Raw genomic sequence first — 15,017 nt, forward strand, 5'->3', positions numbered from 1 at the left:
GGGATGTGACGGACCTTTCGGGCTTTTCACCGCCGTCGGTGGTCCGGATCGTTCGATCACCAGGAGGTTCGCGGTCGGGGTCGTCGACCCTCCGTCTCAACTGTCCGATCACCTGCCGTTCAGACCTTAGCCAGCACCCGGGACGCAGGCTATGGTGCCAGGCATGGCGTTGACAGCGCGGCTGATCCCGGCGCACCGGGCGGATCCGGCAGATGACCGATCCCCGGCGCGGGCTCACGGTTGACGGGTGTGTGGGATGCAGGGAGAGGGCCAGGCGATCGGCGGACGAGCCATGGAGTCGATGACCGGGCGGCTGCTGGTCGCGACTCCGGCGCTCAAGGACCCGAACTTCGACCGTACGGTGGTGCTGCTGGTCGCCCACGAGCCGGGCGGTGCGCTCGGCGTGGTGCTGAACCGCGCCACGGAGGTGCCGGTGGCCGAGGTGCTCGGCGACTGGAGTGACCTGGCCCGGCACCCGGCGGTGCTCTTCGAGGGTGGCCCGGTGCAGCCCGACTCGGCCATCTGCCTGGCCCGTATGCGGCACCCGATGCGCCGGCTGAAGGGCTTCCACCAGGTCTCCGGGGCGGTCGGCACGATCGACCTGTCGGTCGACCCGGAGCGGCTGCGGGAGAGCATCGGTGGCATCCGTGTCTTCGCCGGCTACTCCGGCTGGGGCAGCGGCCAGTTGGAGCAGGAGATCGCCGACGGCTCCTGGTTCCTGCTGGACGCGTTGCCCGGTGACGCCTTCGTCGACCGGCCCGACGACCTGTGGCCGATGGTGCTGCGCCGGCAGGGCGGGATGATGGCCGCGGTCGCGCACTTCCCGCCGGACGTGGCGCTCAACTGACCCGGCTCGGCGGGGGACCCCGCGAGATGACCATGCGGGCCGGTCTGTGTATAGTTTCCCAGTGCCCGGGCGACCGGGACAACAGCAAGGGGCCGTGGCGCAGCTGGTAGCGCACCACACTGGCAGTGTGGGGGTCAGGGGTTCGAGTCCCCTCGGCTCCACCCTTGTGAAACGCCCTGACCGGCAAGATCCGGTCAGGGCGTTTTCCGTTGCGGCCGGGCCCGCCGCGCGCACGAGCAGCCCCCCGTTCGGCCGGTATCTAGACTGACGTCAGCCGATGCGTCAGGAGGTGGCCGTGCTGGCCGGAGCGTTCATCTCGGTGGTCTACGCATTCCTCGGGTGGCTCGTCGCATTCACCGCCAGAGCCTCGCTGCGGCCGTCGGTGGACAGGTATCGCAGCCCGGGGGTGCGCACCGCCGCGACCATGAGATCGACCGAGCACTGGTACGCGGCGCACCGCCGGGTCGAGCGGCCGTTGTACCGGACCGGGATCCTGTTGGCCGTCGTGTCTCCGCTGCCGGTCGTCCTCGGCACCGCCTTCGGCGACCCGCCGGTGATCGCGGCGGTCCTGGTGCTCGCCGTGCTGGTCGTGCCCTACCTGCTCTACCTGGGCTACGTCGGCGACCGGGCTGCCCTCGCCGTGGACGACGGGTCCTGACCGGGGTGCCCACAGTGAGTGGGCGCCTGGCGCACCGGTTCCTCCTTCGAAGCGCCGCGCCACCGCCGCCGCTCCGACGGGCAGTTCCGCCGCACGCGAAACGCCCTGACCGGATGACCCGGTCAGGGCGTTTGTCGACTGTATGTCCGGTGCGGGCTGGATCAGCCCTGGCGGCTCTTCCACTGCGGGTTGGCGCGGTTCACCACGACCACCCGGCCGCGACGGCGGACCACCACCGAACCCGGCTTCTGCTTCAGCGCACGCAACGAGCTACGTACCTTCATCTCTGCCTCCTCGGTGCAAGCGGTTCCGAGTATCGAAACGCTGCACCCACCCGCCGGATTCCCGCCAGCCAACCGTCGAACCTTTGCCGCCCGCCGGCCGTACCAGTGGGCGGAGGTCATCCTCATGTCCGTACGCCGGCTCTTCGCCATGGTGCTGGTCGCTGCCGCGACCGTGCCGCTGGCAGCCACGCCCGCCGCCGCCCACGGCGCACCGACCAACCCGGTCAGTCGGGCGGCGGCCTGCGGGCCCGAGGGCCGGTACGCGGCCACCAGCGCCTGCCAGGCGGCGGTCCAGGCGGGCGCGGCGGTACGCGAATGGGACAACGTGCGCGTCGCGGCGATCAACGGTCGGGACCGGGAACGGATCCCGAACGGTGAGTTGTGCAGCGGTGGGCTGTCCGCGTACCGGGGGCTGGATCTGCCCCGCACGGACTGGCCGAGCACCGAGCTGACCACCGGCGCGAAATTCACCTTCACGTACCGGACCACGATCGAGCACCGGGGCACCTTCCGGCTCTACGTCACCACGCCCGATTACGACCCCCGTGAGCCGTTGACCTGGGCGGATCTGGAAGCGCGCCCGTTTCTGACGGTCAAGGACCCGCCGGTGCGGGCCGGGGCGTACCAGTTGGCGGGTCGGCTGCCGGCGGGTCGCGACGGTCGGCACCTGATCTACACGATCTGGCAGAACTCCAACACCCCGGACACCTACTACTCCTGCTCGGACGTGGTGTTCCGGGGCGCGAAGGCCACCGCGTCGAAGGCCACCGCGTCGAAGAGCGCGCCGCGTACCCCCGCTGGTGCACCGGCTGCCTCCGGGTCGGCGGTGGCGGCGGCGGCCGACCCGGGCGTGCCGGTGGCGTCGGTGACCGACCTCCGCGGCCGGTGGCCGATGCTGGCCGGCGTCGCCGGCGCGCTGGTGCTGCTGCTGTTGCTGGTCGGCGCGAGCCGGCGACGTCGGGGCGCCGCCGCACCCGTCGGGCGGCAGTGCGAGGTACGCAACCACCGGGCCGGGCGGCGTCGGATCTGGTGACCCGACCCGCCCGAGGCCCGGCGGTGTTCAGCCCAGGTGCTGCTCGATCTCGGCCAGCTCGTCGGCGGTGAAGTCGAGGTTGTCGAGCGCGGCGATGTTGGTCTCCAACTGCTCGACGCTGCTCGCCCCGATGATCAGACTGGTCATCCGCGGGTCGCGCAGCGCCCAGGCCAGCGCCAGCTGGGCGAGGGACTGCCCGCGCCGCTCGGCGACCGCGCCGAGACCCCGGATGGTGGCCATCTTCTCGTCGCTGAGGTCGCTCTCGTTGAGGAAGACGCTGGTGCGCACCCGGGAGTCGGCCGGGATGCCACCCAGGTAGCGGTCGGTCAGCAGCCCCTGAGCCAGCGGGCTGTACGCGATGCACCCCGCGCCGACCTGCTCCAGCGTGTCGAGCAGGCCGTCGGACTCGGTCCAGCGGTTGAGCATCGAGTACGACGGCTGGTTGATCAGCAGCGGCGTGCCCAGGTCGCGCAGGATCGCGGCGGCACGGGCGGTCTGCTCGGAGTTGTAGTTCGAGATGCCGACGTAGAGCGCCTTGCCGGAACGGACGGCCGCGTCGAGCGCGCCCATCGTCTCCTCCAGCGGGGTGTCCGGGTCGAACCGGTGCGAGTAGAAGATGTCGACGTAGTCCAGCCCCATCCGGGCCAGCGACTGGTCCAGCGACGAGATCAGGTTCTTGCGCGAACCCCACTCGCCGTACGGGCCGGGCCACATGAGGTAGCCGGCCTTGCTGGAGATGACCAGCTCGTCCCGGTACGCCCTCAGGTCGGTGGCGAGCATCCGGCCGAAGTTCTCCTCCGCCGAACCGGGCGGTGGGCCGTAGTTGTTGGCCAGGTCGAAGTGGGTGACACCCAGGTCGAAGGCACGCCGGACGATGTCGCGCTGCCGTTCGAAGGGGCGGTCCGGACCGAAGTTGTGCCAGAGCCCGAGGGAGACGGCGGGCAGCCGCAGGCCACTGCGCCCGCTGCGCCGGTAGGTCATGGAGTCGTAGCGGTCATCCGCGGCGAGGTAGGTCACGATCATGAGCCTAGCTCCGGCCCGTGCTGGCGGGGATCGGGCGTGTGAACCAGGACATCGGGGTAGTTTCGACGCCATGCGTTTCATTGCGCTCGACACCCCCAAACCGCTGTCCAAGATCGGGCTGGGCACCTGGCAGTTCGGCTCCCGGGAGTGGGGCTACGGCCCGGCCTTCGAGAAGCAGGCGGCGCAGATCGTCCGGCGGGCCGTGGAACTGGGCGTGACCGTGTTCGACAGCGCGGAGATCTACGGCTTCGGGCGCAGCGAACGGATCCTCGGCGCAGCCCTCGGCGACGACCGGCCCAAGGTGGTGGTCGCCACCAAGATCCTGCCGGTCCTGCCGGTGGCCGCGGTGGTGCAGCAGCGGGCGGTCGCCTCCGCGGCCCGGCTCGGCGTCACCAGCATCGACCTCTACCAGGTGCACCAGCCCAACCCGCTGGTCGCCGACCACACCACCATGCGCGGAATGCGGACCCTGCAGGACGTCGGGCTGGTCGGCGAGGTCGGGGTCAGCAACTACGGGCTGCGCCGCTGGCAGGTCGCCGAGGCGGCGCTCGGCCGGCGGGTGCTCAGCAACCAGGTCCGGTACAACATGCTGGACCGGGCACCCGAGCAGGACCTGCTGCCGTACGCGCGCCAGACCGGTCGGGTGGTCATCGCCTACAGCCCGCTGGCGCAGGGCTTCCTCTCCGGCCGCTACGACGCGAAGAACCCGCCGAGCGGCGCGGTCCGGCGGGCCAACCCGTACTTCCTGCCGGAAAACCTGGAACGCGGCGCGGTCCTGATCGACACCCTGCGCCAGGTGGCCGACGCACACGACGCCACCCCCAGCCAGATCGCGCTGGCCTACCTGCTGCGCCACCCGAACGTGCTCGCCATCCCCGGGGCCTCCGGGGTGGAACAGATGGAACGCAACGCCGCCGCCGCGGACATCGACCTCGCCGACGACGAGTACGCCGCCCTGGCCGAGACCGCGAAACGCTTCCGCCCGGTCACCGGCCTCGCCGCGATGCCGGCGATGGTGCGCGCCCGGTTCGCCAGCCCAACGGAGAAGTGAGCACAGTGGACGACATCACCGCGCTGATCCTGGACGACCACGCCGCCTTCCGGCGCGGCTTCGCCCGCCTCGACGACGCCCGCGACGAGCACGAGATGCTCGCCATCTGGGACGCCCTAGCCCTGCACCTGGACATCCACGCCGAGGCGGAGGAGGCGATCCTCTACCCGCACCTGGTCAAGCACGGCGACGACGGCGAGGACGAGACCGCCGACGCGATCGGCGACCACAACAAGATCCGGGACGCCATCGCCGAGGCGAAGCTGCACCCGGTCGGTTCGGAACAGTGGTGGGAGGCGGTCGGCACCGCCCGCCGGGAGAACAGCGAGCACCTCGCCGAGGAGGAGGACGAGGCGCTGCCCGACTTCCGCCGGCACGCCAGCACCGAACTCCGCGCCGAGCTGGGCCAACGCTGGCTGACCTTCTACGGCGAGCACAAGAATGGCCGCAACCTGCCGTTCCGCGACAAGGACCCCCAGCAGTACGTGGCCGACCACCGCTGAGATCTCCCCGGCACGGGGGAGTCGCCGAGCCGGGTTCGGGCACGAGAATGACGAGGTGACCCTCCGAGCGGCGCTGACCCCGCTGGTCGCCGGCACCACCTGGCGACGCGGCGTGTTCCTGCTGCTCGGCGGCGTGCTGGCCCTGCCGTACGGGGTCCTCGTGGTGACCTTCGCCCAACTGTTCGCCGACTCGGCGATCCCCCGCCCACTGGTCTACGCCCTCCTGGTCATCGCGGTGCTGATCGGTGTGGTGCCGCTGCTGCTGGACGGCAGCCGGGCCCTGGAGATCGCCGCCGTGCGGGCGTTGCTCGGCGTCGACCTGCCCGAACCCGCGGTCGGGCACACCGCCGACCGGGAGACCCGGCTGCGCAGCGCGCTCTGGATCGCCACCCACCTCATCGTCGGTGCGCTGGTGATGGTCGCGCTGTTCGCCGCCCTGCCGATGGCGTTGGCCTTCATCGCCCAGCAGTTCGGCGTCGGCAACGAACTGCTCAGCGGAGAGCAGTTCGGGCCGCTGGACGGGCGCGACAGCGGCTGGCTGACCCTGAGCGGGGTGGCCCTGCTGGTCGGCCTCGGTTACGCCGTCGCCGGGCTCGGCGCGCTCGCCAGCCTGATGGCGCCGGTGCTGCTCGGCCCCGCGCAGGCGGAGCGGATCGCCGCCCTGGAGGCGCAGGGCGTCCGGCTCGCCGAGCGCAACCGACTGGCCCGGGAGCTGCACGACTCGATAGGTCACGCGCTGACCGTGGCCACCCTCCAGGCCGGGGCCGCCCGCGAGGTCCTCGACACCGACCCGGAGTTCGTCCGGCGGGCGCTCACCGCCATCGAGGAGACCGGGCGGACCGCGATGGACGAGCTGGACCACGTGCTCGGGCTGCTCCGGGAGGGCGGCGGCGGCCGGCCCGTGGTGGCGCCGCAGCGTACCCTCGCCGACCTGGACCGGTTGGTCACCGACGCCCGCGCGGCCGGGCTGGCGGTGCACGCGCACCGCGTCGGCGACCCGGCGCGGGTGCCCGCGGCGGTCTCCCGGGAGGGCTACCGGATCGTCCAGGAAGGCCTGACCAACGCCGCCCGCTACGGTGAGGGGCCGGTGACGCTGCGGCTGGATCTGCACCCGGGAGCACTGGAGTTGGAACTGGTCAACGGGGTGCGTCGGCCCGGCCGGGCCAATCCGGGGCGCGGCGGTCGAGGCCTGGACGGCATTCGGGAGCGGGTGCTGCTGCTCGGCGGTGGGATCACCGTCGGGCCGGACGGTGACCGGTGGCTGATCCGGGCCCGCCTGCCCTACGAGGAGACGAGATGACCACCGGCGTGCTCATCGTCGACGATGACGAGCTGATCCGGATCGGGCTGCGGGCCATCATCGACGCCCAACCCGACCTGTGCGTGCTCGCCGAGGCCGCCGACGGCGCCGAGGTGCCACCGCTGGTCGCCCGGCACCGACCCGACGTGGTGCTGATGGACGTGCGGATGCCCGGCATCGACGGCATCCAGGCCACCCGGCACCTGCTGGCCACCTCCGCCGACCCGCCGCGGGTGCTGGTGGTCACCACCTTCGCCAACGACGAGTACGTCTACGAGGCGCTGCGCGCGGGCGCCTCCGGCTTCCTGCTCAAACGGGCCCGGCCCGCCGAGGTGGTGGAGGCCGTCCGGGTGGTCGCGGCGGGGGAGTCGCTGCTCTTCCCGGCCGCCATCCGCCAGCTCGTCGGGGCGTACGGGCCGACCGGCGGGGACCAGCTGCGCGCCGCCCGGCTCACCGACCGGGAGGCCGAGGTGCTGCGGTTGATGACCACCGGCCGGTCCAACCCGGAGATCGCCGCGCACCTGGTGGTCGGCGTGGAGACGGTCAAGACGCACGTCGGCAACGTGCTGGCCAAGCTGGGCGTCCGGGACCGCACGCAGGCGGTCATCGCCGCCTACGAGTCCGGCTTCGTCACCCCGTCCGGCTGAACGGTCCCTCCGCCGGGGGAGCGGGTTCACCGCCGGCCGGGAGGGAATCCGGGGGTCGTCCGTCGAGGCTGTGAGTATGACGACGATCACTGTCTCCCCGCCTCGTTCCGACTCCCGCTGGCCGGACCGGCTCGCCCCACTGGCCGCCGGCTGGTTGGGCCTGTGGGGCGTGCTCGCCCTGGTCGGCTCACTCACCGGCGCCGGCTACCCGTTCGGCCCGAACGACACCAACGGCGGCGACGTCAGCCTGCTGCGCCTGGTGCCGGAGGAGGTGGCCACCCCGCTCTTCGCCGGCGTACTGCTCACCGCCGCGGTGGCCGCCCTGGCCATGAGCCGCCCCGCCGTACGCCCCGCCGGCCCGCTGCGGGCACTGCTCGCCGGCTACGGCTGGGCGGTGGCGTTCGTCCTCGCCGTGGTCGTGCCGGATGTCCGGGTGCTGCTCGTCCTCGGCTACCTGCCGATACTGATCGTCGGCGCGCCGTTCGGCTGGCCGCCGGTCGACTACGCCGACATCTTCAACTGGGCGCTGTTCGGTCGGTTCGCCGCGCTGGCCGGTGGGCTGCTGCTGGCCGGGGCGGTGCTCGCCTGGCAGCGCCGCACCGCCGCGGCCTGCGTGGGCTGCGGCCGCGACCACACCGACCGAGGGTGGACCACCCCGGCCGCCGCCGCGCGCTGGGGCCGGTGGGCCGCCGGCATCGCCGCCGTCATCCCGTTCACATACGCCCTGACCCGGTTCGCCTGGGCGGCCGGCATCCCGCTCGGCATCTCCCGGGAGTTCCTCACCGAGATGCAGGACAGCGGGCTGGTGTGGGCCGGGTTCGGGCTGGGCGCGTTCGCCACCGTTGGCGCGATCCTCACCCTCGGGCTGGTGCAGCGCTGGGGCGAGCGGTTCCCGCGCTGGATGGTCGGCCTCGCCGGTCGCCGGGTGCCGGTGAAGCTGGCCGTGGTGCCGGCCACCCTGGTCGCCATCGCGGTGACCGCGGCGTCGTTCGGGCTGCTCAGCAACCCGAAGTTCTGGGAACTCACCGGCGGGCTCAGCCTGACCGGGGCGCCGATGCTGCTCTGGCCGCTGTGGGGCGTGGCGCTCGGCGTCGCCGCGTACGCGTACCACCTGCGCCGCCGCGGAGCCTGCCGGCGCTGCGATCGGGGCTGAGCGGGAGTGGGGGTGCTCCCTGATGCCGGGGCACCCCTGCGGATGTGAGCTAGCGTGGGTCGGGTGACTGCGCCTACCCCGGTAATCCCGGTTCCACCGGCCGACCTGCCCGGCACGCTCGGCGCGCTTCGGGCGGCCGGTCACCAGTACCGCACCGTCAAGCAGGAACTCCGTGACAACCTCCTCGCCCGGATGCGCTCCGGCGAGCCCCGTTTCCCCGGCATCGTCGGCTACGACGACAGCGTGCTGCCCGAGGTCGAGCGGGCGCTGCTGGCCGGGCACGACATGGTGCTGCTCGGCGAGCGCGGCCAGGGCAAGACCCGACTGATCCGCTCACTCGGCGCGCTGCTCGACGAGTGGACCCCGGTCATCCCTGGTTCGGTGCTCAACGAGCACCCCCTGCACCCGCTCACCCCGGCGTCCCGCGCCCAGGTCGCCGAGGCCGGCGACGAGCAGCCGGTCGGCTGGCTGCACCGCTCGATGCGCTACGGCGAGAAGCTCGCCACCCCGGACACCAGCGTCGGCGACCTGATCGGTGACGTCGACCCGATCCGCATCGCGCAGGGCCGCACCCTCGGCGACCCGGAGACCATCCACTTCGGGTTGGTGCCGCGCACCAACCGCGGCATCTTCGCCGTCAACGAGCTGCCCGACCTGGCCGAGCGGATCCAGGTGGCGCTGCTCAACGTGCTGGAGGAGCGGGACATCCAGGTCCGCGGCTACCAGTTGCGGCTTCCGCTGGACCTGCTCCTGGTCGCCAGCGCCAACCCGGAGGACTACACCAACCGGGGCCGGATCATCACGCCGCTCAAGGACCGGTTCGGCGCGGAGATCCGCACCCACTACCCGGTGGATCTGCACCTGGAACTGGACCTCATCCGGCAGGAGGCCGACCTGGTCGCCGCCGTGCCGGAGCACGTCCTGGAGGTGCTGGCCCGCTTCGCCCGCGCGGTGCGGGAGTCGCCGTCGGTGGACCCGCGCTCCGGCGTCTCCGCCCGGTTCGCCATCGCCGCCGCCGAGACGGTCGCCGGTGCCGCGCTGCGCCGCGCCGGCCTGCTCGCCGCCACCGCCACCCCGGAGGGGCGGCCCGAGGCGGCCGTTGCCCGGGTCGGCGACGCCGTGTCGGTGACCAGCACGCTGCGCGGCAAGGTGGAGTTCGAGAGCGGCGAGGAGGGGCGGGAGATCGAGGTCCTGGCGCACCTGCTGCGCACCGCGACCGCCGAGACGTTCCGGGCGCACCTGGCCGGGCTGGACCTGTCCGGTTTCACAGCTCTCGTCGAGGACGGCGCGGCGATCGAGACCGGCGAGCTGGTCAGCGCCTCCGAGCTGCTGCGTCAGGTCGGCACCGTGCCCGGCCTGGCGAAGGTCCTCGACCGGCTCGACCTGGGCGACGCGCCCACCCCGGAGGAAGCGGCGGCTGCCGTCGAGTTCGTGCTGGAGGGGCTGCACCTGACCCGCCGGCTCGGCAAGGACGTCACCGACTCCGGGCGCACCGTCTACGGCGGCCGGGGCTGACCGTGGCCGGCAACCGGTTCCGGTACGGGCAGTGGAACGGCGGGCCCGACCCGCTCGCACCCCCGTACGACGTGCGTGAGGCGGTGGACGCGGTCGGCGCCGAGGTGCTGGCCGGCGGAAGCCTGCGGGAGGCGTTGCGCGACCTGCTGCGCCGTGGCCCCCAGGGGCGGGGCGGCCTGGACGACCTCGCCGCCCGGGCTCGGCGGCTGCGCCGGGAGGCGCTGCGTCGCGGTGACCTGGACGGCGCGGTCACCCGGGCGCAGGCTCTGCTCGACCAGGCTCTCGCCGCCGAGCGGGACGAGTTGCGGGGCCGCGACGACGACGCGGCGCGGTTCGCCGAGTCGGTGCTGGATAACCTGCCCCGCTCCACCGCGCGGGCGGTGGAGGAGCTGTCCGGCTACCAGTGGGCCAGCGACGACGCCCGCCGCTCGTACCAGCAGATCCTCGACCAACTTCGTGACGACGTGCTCGGTCAGCGGTTCGCCGGGCTGCGCGACGCCGTACGCGCGTCCGCCGACCCGGCCGCCCAGCAGCGGCTCGCCGAGATGATGGGCGACCTGAACGACCTGCTGGCCCGGCACGGTCGCGCGGAGGACACCACCGACGCGTTCGCCGAGTTCATGCGCAGGCACGGCGACTTCTTCCCGGAGAAGCCGGAGACCGTCGACGAGCTGATCGACGTGTTGGCGCGCCGCTCGGCGGCCGGTGAGCGGCTGATGAACTCGCTCTCCGACCGGCAGCGCGCCGAGCTGGCCGGTCTGATGCAGCAGTCGCTCGGCGACCGCCTCGCCGGGGAGTTGTCGGCGCTCGACGCGAACCTGCGGGCACTGCGCCCCGACCTGCGCTGGGGGCGTGGCGAACGGGTCCGGGGCGACCAGCCACTGGACTACGCCGACGCGGCGGGCGCGTTGGGTGAGATCGGTGAGCTGGACGACCTGCTGGACCAGCTCGACCAGGAACACCCCGGGGCGACCCTGGACGACGTGGACGTCGACGCGGTGGCCCGGGCGTTGGGGCGCGACGCCGCCGACGACGTCCGCCGGCTGCGCGACCTGGAGCGGGAGCTTCGCCGGCAGGGCTGGGTGAGCCGGGACGCCGAAGGGCTCACGCTGAGCCCGAAGGCGCTGCGCCGGCTCGGCGGGACCGCGCTGCGACGGGTCTTCTCCGACCTGACCGCCGGGCCGCGCGGCCAGCACGACCTGCGCTCGGCGGGTGCGGCCGGCGAGGTCAGCGGTGCGTCTCGCCCCTGGGAGTACGGCGACGAGCAGCCGTTGGACGTGGTCCGGACGTTGACCAGGGCGGTCAGCCGGGCCGGGCCGACGGTGCCGGTGCAGCTCTCGGTGGACGACTTCGAGGTGGTGGAGACCGAGAAGCGGGCCTCGGCTGCGGTGGTGCTCTGCGTCGACCTGTCGTACTCGATGATCTCCCAGGGTCGTTGGGGGCCGATGAAGCAGACGGCGCTGGCGCTGGCGCACCTCATGGAGACGCGTTTCCCGCAGGACGCCCTGCAGATCGTGGGCTTCGGCCGGGAGGCGACGACGCTGACCCAGCAGGAGCTGGCCGCCGTGGAGCCGGACGGCGAACAGGGCACCAACCTCCAGCACGCGCTGCGGTTGGCCGGTCGGCACCTGCGCCGACACCCGGACGCCGAGCCGGTGGTCCTGGTGGTCACCGACGGCGAGCCGACCGCCCACCTCGACCCGGACGACGGGGAGGCGCTGTTCCACTGGCCGCCGCTGCCGGAGACGATCGAGGCGACGGTCCGCGAGGTGGACCGGCTGAGTCGTTACGGTGCCACGCTCAACCTGTTCATGCTCGGCGACGACCCGGGTCTGCGGCGTTTCGTGGACGCGGTGGCCCGCCGCAGCCGGGGCCGGATGTTCACGCCGGACACCGACGACCTCGGCGAGTACGTGGTCTCCGACTACCTCCGCTCCCGCCAATCCCGCCGCTAACAACCGGCGGGGCGGGTTGACTGGGGGAATGGAGAGCGGGGGATTGCGGCGGGCCTACGACGCCGTGTTCGTGGAGGTCGACGCCGGCGGGTTCGGCCCGGCTCCGGAGGGGCAGCTCAGCGCCGAGCAGATCGTCGCGCATCTGGTCGCCAACGACGAGCTGATGATCCAGGCCACCGAGGCGCTGCTGGCCGGGTCGCCGTTCGCGTACTACGAGGTGGAGGAGGACATCCACCGTCCGCAGCTCGACGCGCTGGCCGCCGAGCAGGGCGGTCTGCGGGGTCTGGCCGCTCTGCTGCACGGCACCAGCGAGCGGTTGTGCGGGCTGGTCGACCGGCTCGGCCTGGCGGCGGACACCCCGGTCGAGACTCACCTGCGTGAGGGCTTCGACCTCGTCGTCGACGAGCCGCTGCCCTGGTCTCGCACCCTCGACCTGCACACCCGGGTCCACCTGCCCAAACACCAGGCCCAACTGCACCTGCTCCGCTCCTGAGGCGGCGCGAGCACGCGTTGGCCGGTCGACGGGTGCGGGCGTCGGGCATGGCGCTCTGTCGAGCGTTATACCTGTGAGTCATAAATATGCCTCACAGTCATCGCGCTCAAAGTAGTGATGCCCTGGGCGGTGACCTCAGGCCCCGGCGGCAGGACCCCCGGCGGCGGGATCAGCCGCTGACCAGCTCGCTTCGCGGGTGGAAGGTGCGGCGGTAGGTCGAGGGCGCCACGCCGATGCGCTGGTGGAGTTGCTGGCGCAGGGCGGCGGTGGTGCCGAAACCCGAGCGGTGGGCGATCTGGTCGACGGTGAGGTCGGTCGTCTCCAGCAGCAGTCGCGCGTGGTCGGTGCGCTGTTGCAGCAACCACTGGGCCGGGCTGAGGCCGGTCTCCGACCGGAAGCGCCGGGTGAAGGTGCGCACGCTCATCCGCGCCTGCTCGGCCAGGTCACGCAGGGCGATCGGCTCGTGCAGCCGCTGCCGCGCCCACTCCCGGGCGCTCGCGGTGCTGGTGTCGGTGGCCTTCGGCACCGGCTGCTCGATGTACTGCGCCTGGCCACCGTCGCGCCAGGGCGGCATCACACAGCGCCGGGCCGCCCGGTTGGCCACCTCACTGCCGTGGTCGAGACGGATGACGTGCAGGCAGAGGTCGATGCCGGCGGCGACCCCGGCCGAGGTGAGCACCTGGTCGTCGGCGATGAAGAGCACGCCCGGGTCGAGGTCCACCCGGGGGTGCAGGCTGCGGAACCGCTCGGCGTACGCCCAGTGGGTCGTTGCCCGACGCCCGTCGAGCAGCCCTGCGGCGGCCAACACGAACGCCCCGGTGCAGATCGACATGATCCGGGCACCCCGCTCGTACGCCCCGCGCAGTGCCTCGGCGACCTGCGGCTCGACGGTGCCCGAGGTCAACGGGGTGCCGTCGTGGATGCCCGGGACGATCACCGTGTCGGCCGTGTCGAGGAGTTCCAGACCGTGGTCGGGGACCACCTGGAAACCGGCGGTGCTGCGCACCGGTCGTCCGCCCGGCGTGCAGACCCGGACGTCATAGAACAGCGTCTGGTCGGCGGCCCGGGCGGTGCTGAAGACCTGGGACGGGGTGCCGAGGTCCAGGCCGACGACGTGGTCCAGGGCGAGGACGGCGATCCGGTGCGGGCGAACGGTCATGGCCCGATTATTGCGCATGATGGCTTTCCGGCCACTCGTCGCGTCGATCGGCCCCACCCAGACTGGTGCCGTGACCAAGAACCGCCGCCTGCATCCCGCCTGGCTGGTCGCCGCCGTCGCCTTCGTGGCGCTGGTCGGCGCGGCCGGCTTCCGCGCCACCCCGTCGGTGCTGCTGCACCCGCTGCACGAGGAGTTCGGCTGGCCACTGGCCACGATCTCCGCGGCCGTCTCGGTCAACCTGCTGCTCTACGGGCTGACCGCACCGTTCGCCGCCGCCCTGATGGACCGGTTCGGCATCCGCCGGGTGGTCTCGGTGGCGCTGCTGCTCGTCGCCGCGGGCAGCGGGTTGACGGTCTTCATGAGCGCCAGCTGGCAGCTCCTGCTCTGCTGGGGCGTCCTGGTCGGGCTGGGCACCGGCTCGATGGCGCTGGCGTTCGTGGCCACCATCACCGGGCGCTGGTTCGTCCAACGACGGGGCCTGGTCACCGGGGTGCTCACCGCCGGCGGGGCGGCCGGACAACTGGTGTTCCTGCCGCTGATCGCCATCCTGGTCCGCGACCACGGCTGGCGTACGGCGGCACTCGTCGTGGCCGGAGCCGCGCTGGCGGTCGTACCCCTGGTGGTGTGGTTCCTGCGCGAGCACCCGGCGGATCTCGGTCTGCCCGCCTACGGGGCGGCCGAGGTCGTCGCGCCGCCGCCGGCCACCGGCGGCGCGGCGACCCGCGCGCTGGGAGCCCTGGCGACCGCGGCCCGGACCCGCCCGTTCTGGCTGCTGGCCGGCGGGTTCGCGATCTGCGGGGCGACGACCAACGGCCTGGTCGGTACGCACTTCGTGCCGGCGGCACACGACCACGGCATGGCCGAGACCACGGCGGCCGGGCTGCTCGCCCTGGTCGGGCTCTTCGACATCGTCGGCACGATCGCCTCCGGCTGGCTCACCGACCGGGTCGACAGTCGGTTGCTGCTCGGCATGTACTACGCGCTGCGGGGTCTGTCCCTGCTGGTGCTGCCGAGCCTGTTCTCCGGCACCGCCGAGCCGAGCATGTTGGTGTTCATCATCTTCTACGGCCTGGACTGGGTGGCCACCGTGCCGCCGACCGTGGCGTTGTGCCGGGAGTACTTCGGCGCGGCCGGAGCGGTCGTGTTCGGCTGGGTGTTCGCCGCGCACCAGTTCGGAGCCGCCATCGCCGCGACCGGTGCGGGTCTGGTCCGGGACCAGCTCGGCGACTACGCGATGGCCTGGTACGCGGCGGGCGCGCTGTCGATCGGCGCGGCCGGGCTGTCGATGCTGCTGCGTCGGCGACCGGGCCGGCCGGTGCCGGAGGCCGTTCTGGCCGCCGCGACCGCGCCCCGGGCGTGGAGTTTCCGGGGCTGACGCCGGGCCGGCGGCTGGTCG

At 72.8% G+C, this 15,017-nt stretch carries 15 protein-coding genes and 1 tRNA gene; 13 read left to right on the top strand and 3 right to left on the bottom strand.

The genetic code is table 11. The features are described 5' to 3' along the window. Positions 1-256: 256 nt before the first annotated feature. The 3 genes from LADH09A_RS08265 to LADH09A_RS08275 all read left to right on the top strand — a co-directional run bounded on the left by LADH09A_RS08265 (position 257) and on the right by LADH09A_RS08275 (position 1,505). Positions 257-847 (top strand): YqgE/AlgH family protein, encoded by a 591-nt coding sequence (locus LADH09A_RS08265; RefSeq protein WP_088946335.1) that lies wholly within the window; start codon positions 257-259, stop codon positions 845-847. 88 nt (positions 848-935) lie between these two features. Then, positions 936-1,008, top strand: a tRNA-Ala gene (locus LADH09A_RS08270). Positions 1,009-1,124: 116 nt separating this feature from the next. After that, entirely contained in the window at positions 1,125-1,505 is a 381-nt protein-coding gene (locus LADH09A_RS08275; protein WP_238644275.1) for an SdpI family protein, read from the top strand. Between the two features lie 161 nt (positions 1,506-1,666). Here the strand turns inward: LADH09A_RS08275 and LADH09A_RS08280 are convergent, their stop codons facing one another. Next, entirely contained in the window at positions 1,667-1,789 is a 123-nt protein-coding gene (locus tag LADH09A_RS08280) for a 50S ribosomal protein L36 (protein WP_030490864.1), read from the bottom strand. Positions 1,790-1,913: 124 nt separating this feature from the next. Between LADH09A_RS08280 and LADH09A_RS08285 the strand changes: the two genes are divergently transcribed. Continuing rightward, on the top strand, positions 1,914-2,822 hold the full coding sequence (locus LADH09A_RS08285; RefSeq protein ID WP_238644276.1) for a lytic polysaccharide monooxygenase: 909 nt from the start codon (positions 1,914-1,916) through the stop codon (positions 2,820-2,822). 27 nt (positions 2,823-2,849) lie between these two features. Here the strand turns inward: LADH09A_RS08285 and mgrA are convergent, their stop codons facing one another. Beyond that, entirely contained in the window at positions 2,850-3,845 is a 996-nt protein-coding gene (mgrA, locus tag LADH09A_RS08290; RefSeq protein ID WP_238644277.1) for an L-glyceraldehyde 3-phosphate reductase, read from the bottom strand. Positions 3,846-3,915: 70 nt separating this feature from the next. Here mgrA and LADH09A_RS08295 point away from each other — a divergent pair, with 70 nt between their 5' ends. The 8 genes from LADH09A_RS08295 (at position 3,916) to LADH09A_RS08330 (ending at position 12,462) form a co-directional block, all read left to right on the top strand. Continuing rightward, positions 3,916-4,896, top strand: coding sequence for an aldo/keto reductase (locus LADH09A_RS08295; RefSeq protein ID WP_238644278.1), 981 nt, complete (start codon positions 3,916-3,918; stop codon positions 4,894-4,896). Positions 4,897-4,901: 5 nt separating this feature from the next. Then, the gene (locus LADH09A_RS08300) at positions 4,902-5,399 is read left to right on the top strand and encodes a hemerythrin domain-containing protein (protein ID WP_238644279.1); all 498 of its coding nucleotides are present in this window, start codon (positions 4,902-4,904) and stop codon (positions 5,397-5,399) included. A gap of 55 nt (positions 5,400-5,454) precedes the next feature. Beyond that, positions 5,455-6,699, top strand: a complete 1,245-nt coding sequence (locus tag LADH09A_RS08305; RefSeq protein ID WP_238644280.1) for a sensor histidine kinase — start codon at positions 5,455-5,457, stop codon at positions 6,697-6,699. Further along, the gene (locus LADH09A_RS08310; protein WP_238644281.1) at positions 6,696-7,346 is read left to right on the top strand and encodes a response regulator transcription factor; all 651 of its coding nucleotides are present in this window, start codon (positions 6,696-6,698) and stop codon (positions 7,344-7,346) included. The genes LADH09A_RS08305 and LADH09A_RS08310 overlap by 4 nt, the downstream gene beginning before the upstream one ends. A gap of 76 nt (positions 7,347-7,422) precedes the next feature. After that, positions 7,423-8,499 (top strand): hypothetical protein, encoded by a 1,077-nt coding sequence (locus LADH09A_RS08315; RefSeq protein WP_238644282.1) that lies wholly within the window; start codon positions 7,423-7,425, stop codon positions 8,497-8,499. Positions 8,500-8,553: 54 nt separating this feature from the next. Next, positions 8,554-10,014, top strand: coding sequence for a magnesium chelatase ATPase subunit I (locus LADH09A_RS08320; RefSeq protein WP_238644283.1), 1,461 nt, complete (start codon positions 8,554-8,556; stop codon positions 10,012-10,014). Positions 10,015-10,016: 2 nt separating this feature from the next. Beyond that, positions 10,017-11,969 carry a VWA domain-containing protein gene (locus LADH09A_RS08325; protein ID WP_238644284.1) on the top strand — a complete coding sequence of 651 codons (1,953 nt, stop codon included), beginning with the start codon at positions 10,017-10,019 and terminating at the stop codon, positions 11,967-11,969. Positions 11,970-11,997: 28 nt separating this feature from the next. Then, the gene (locus LADH09A_RS08330) at positions 11,998-12,462 is read left to right on the top strand and encodes a hypothetical protein (RefSeq protein WP_238644285.1); all 465 of its coding nucleotides are present in this window, start codon (positions 11,998-12,000) and stop codon (positions 12,460-12,462) included. A 169-nt stretch (positions 12,463-12,631) separates the two neighbouring features. Here the strand turns inward: LADH09A_RS08330 and LADH09A_RS08335 are convergent, their stop codons facing one another. Further along, positions 12,632-13,639, bottom strand: coding sequence for a GlxA family transcriptional regulator (locus tag LADH09A_RS08335; RefSeq protein ID WP_238644286.1), 1,008 nt, complete (start codon positions 13,637-13,639; stop codon positions 12,632-12,634). Between the two features lies 1 nt (position 13,640). Between LADH09A_RS08335 and LADH09A_RS08340 the strand changes: the two genes are divergently transcribed. Then, positions 13,641-14,996 carry an MFS transporter gene (locus LADH09A_RS08340; RefSeq protein ID WP_274529172.1) on the top strand — a complete coding sequence of 452 codons (1,356 nt, stop codon included), beginning with the start codon at positions 13,641-13,643 and terminating at the stop codon, positions 14,994-14,996. Positions 14,997-15,017 lie beyond the last annotated feature (21 nt).

It is taken from the genome of Micromonospora cabrerizensis (assembly GCF_022230955.1).
GTDB lineage: Bacteria > Actinomycetota > Actinomycetes > Mycobacteriales > Micromonosporaceae > Micromonospora > Micromonospora cabrerizensis.

Excerpts from the sequence above, each read along its gene's own strand:
- LADH09A_RS08265 (WP_088946335.1), top strand. The coding sequence starts at position 257 with ATGCAGGGAGAGGGCCAGGCGATCGGCGGACGAGCCATGGAGTCGATG.
- LADH09A_RS08275 (WP_238644275.1), top strand. The coding sequence starts at position 1,125 with ATGCGTCAGGAGGTGGCCGTGCTGGCCGGAGCGTTCATCTCGGTGGTC.
- LADH09A_RS08280 (WP_030490864.1), bottom strand. The coding sequence starts at position 1,789 with ATGAAGGTACGTAGCTCGTTGCGTGCGCTGAAGCAGAAGCCGGGTTCG.
- LADH09A_RS08285 (WP_238644276.1), top strand. The coding sequence starts at position 1,914 with ATGTCCGTACGCCGGCTCTTCGCCATGGTGCTGGTCGCTGCCGCGACC.
- mgrA (WP_238644277.1), bottom strand. The coding sequence starts at position 3,845 with ATGATCGTGACCTACCTCGCCGCGGATGACCGCTACGACTCCATGACC.
- LADH09A_RS08295 (WP_238644278.1), top strand. The coding sequence starts at position 3,916 with ATGCGTTTCATTGCGCTCGACACCCCCAAACCGCTGTCCAAGATCGGG.
- LADH09A_RS08310 (WP_238644281.1), top strand. The coding sequence starts at position 6,696 with ATGACCACCGGCGTGCTCATCGTCGACGATGACGAGCTGATCCGGATC.
- LADH09A_RS08315 (WP_238644282.1), top strand. The coding sequence starts at position 7,423 with ATGACGACGATCACTGTCTCCCCGCCTCGTTCCGACTCCCGCTGGCCG.
- LADH09A_RS08330 (WP_238644285.1), top strand. The coding sequence starts at position 11,998 with ATGGAGAGCGGGGGATTGCGGCGGGCCTACGACGCCGTGTTCGTGGAG.
- LADH09A_RS08335 (WP_238644286.1), bottom strand. The coding sequence starts at position 13,639 with ATGCGCAATAATCGGGCCATGACCGTTCGCCCGCACCGGATCGCCGTC.
- LADH09A_RS08340 (WP_274529172.1), top strand. The coding sequence starts at position 13,641 with ATGGCTTTCCGGCCACTCGTCGCGTCGATCGGCCCCACCCAGACTGGT.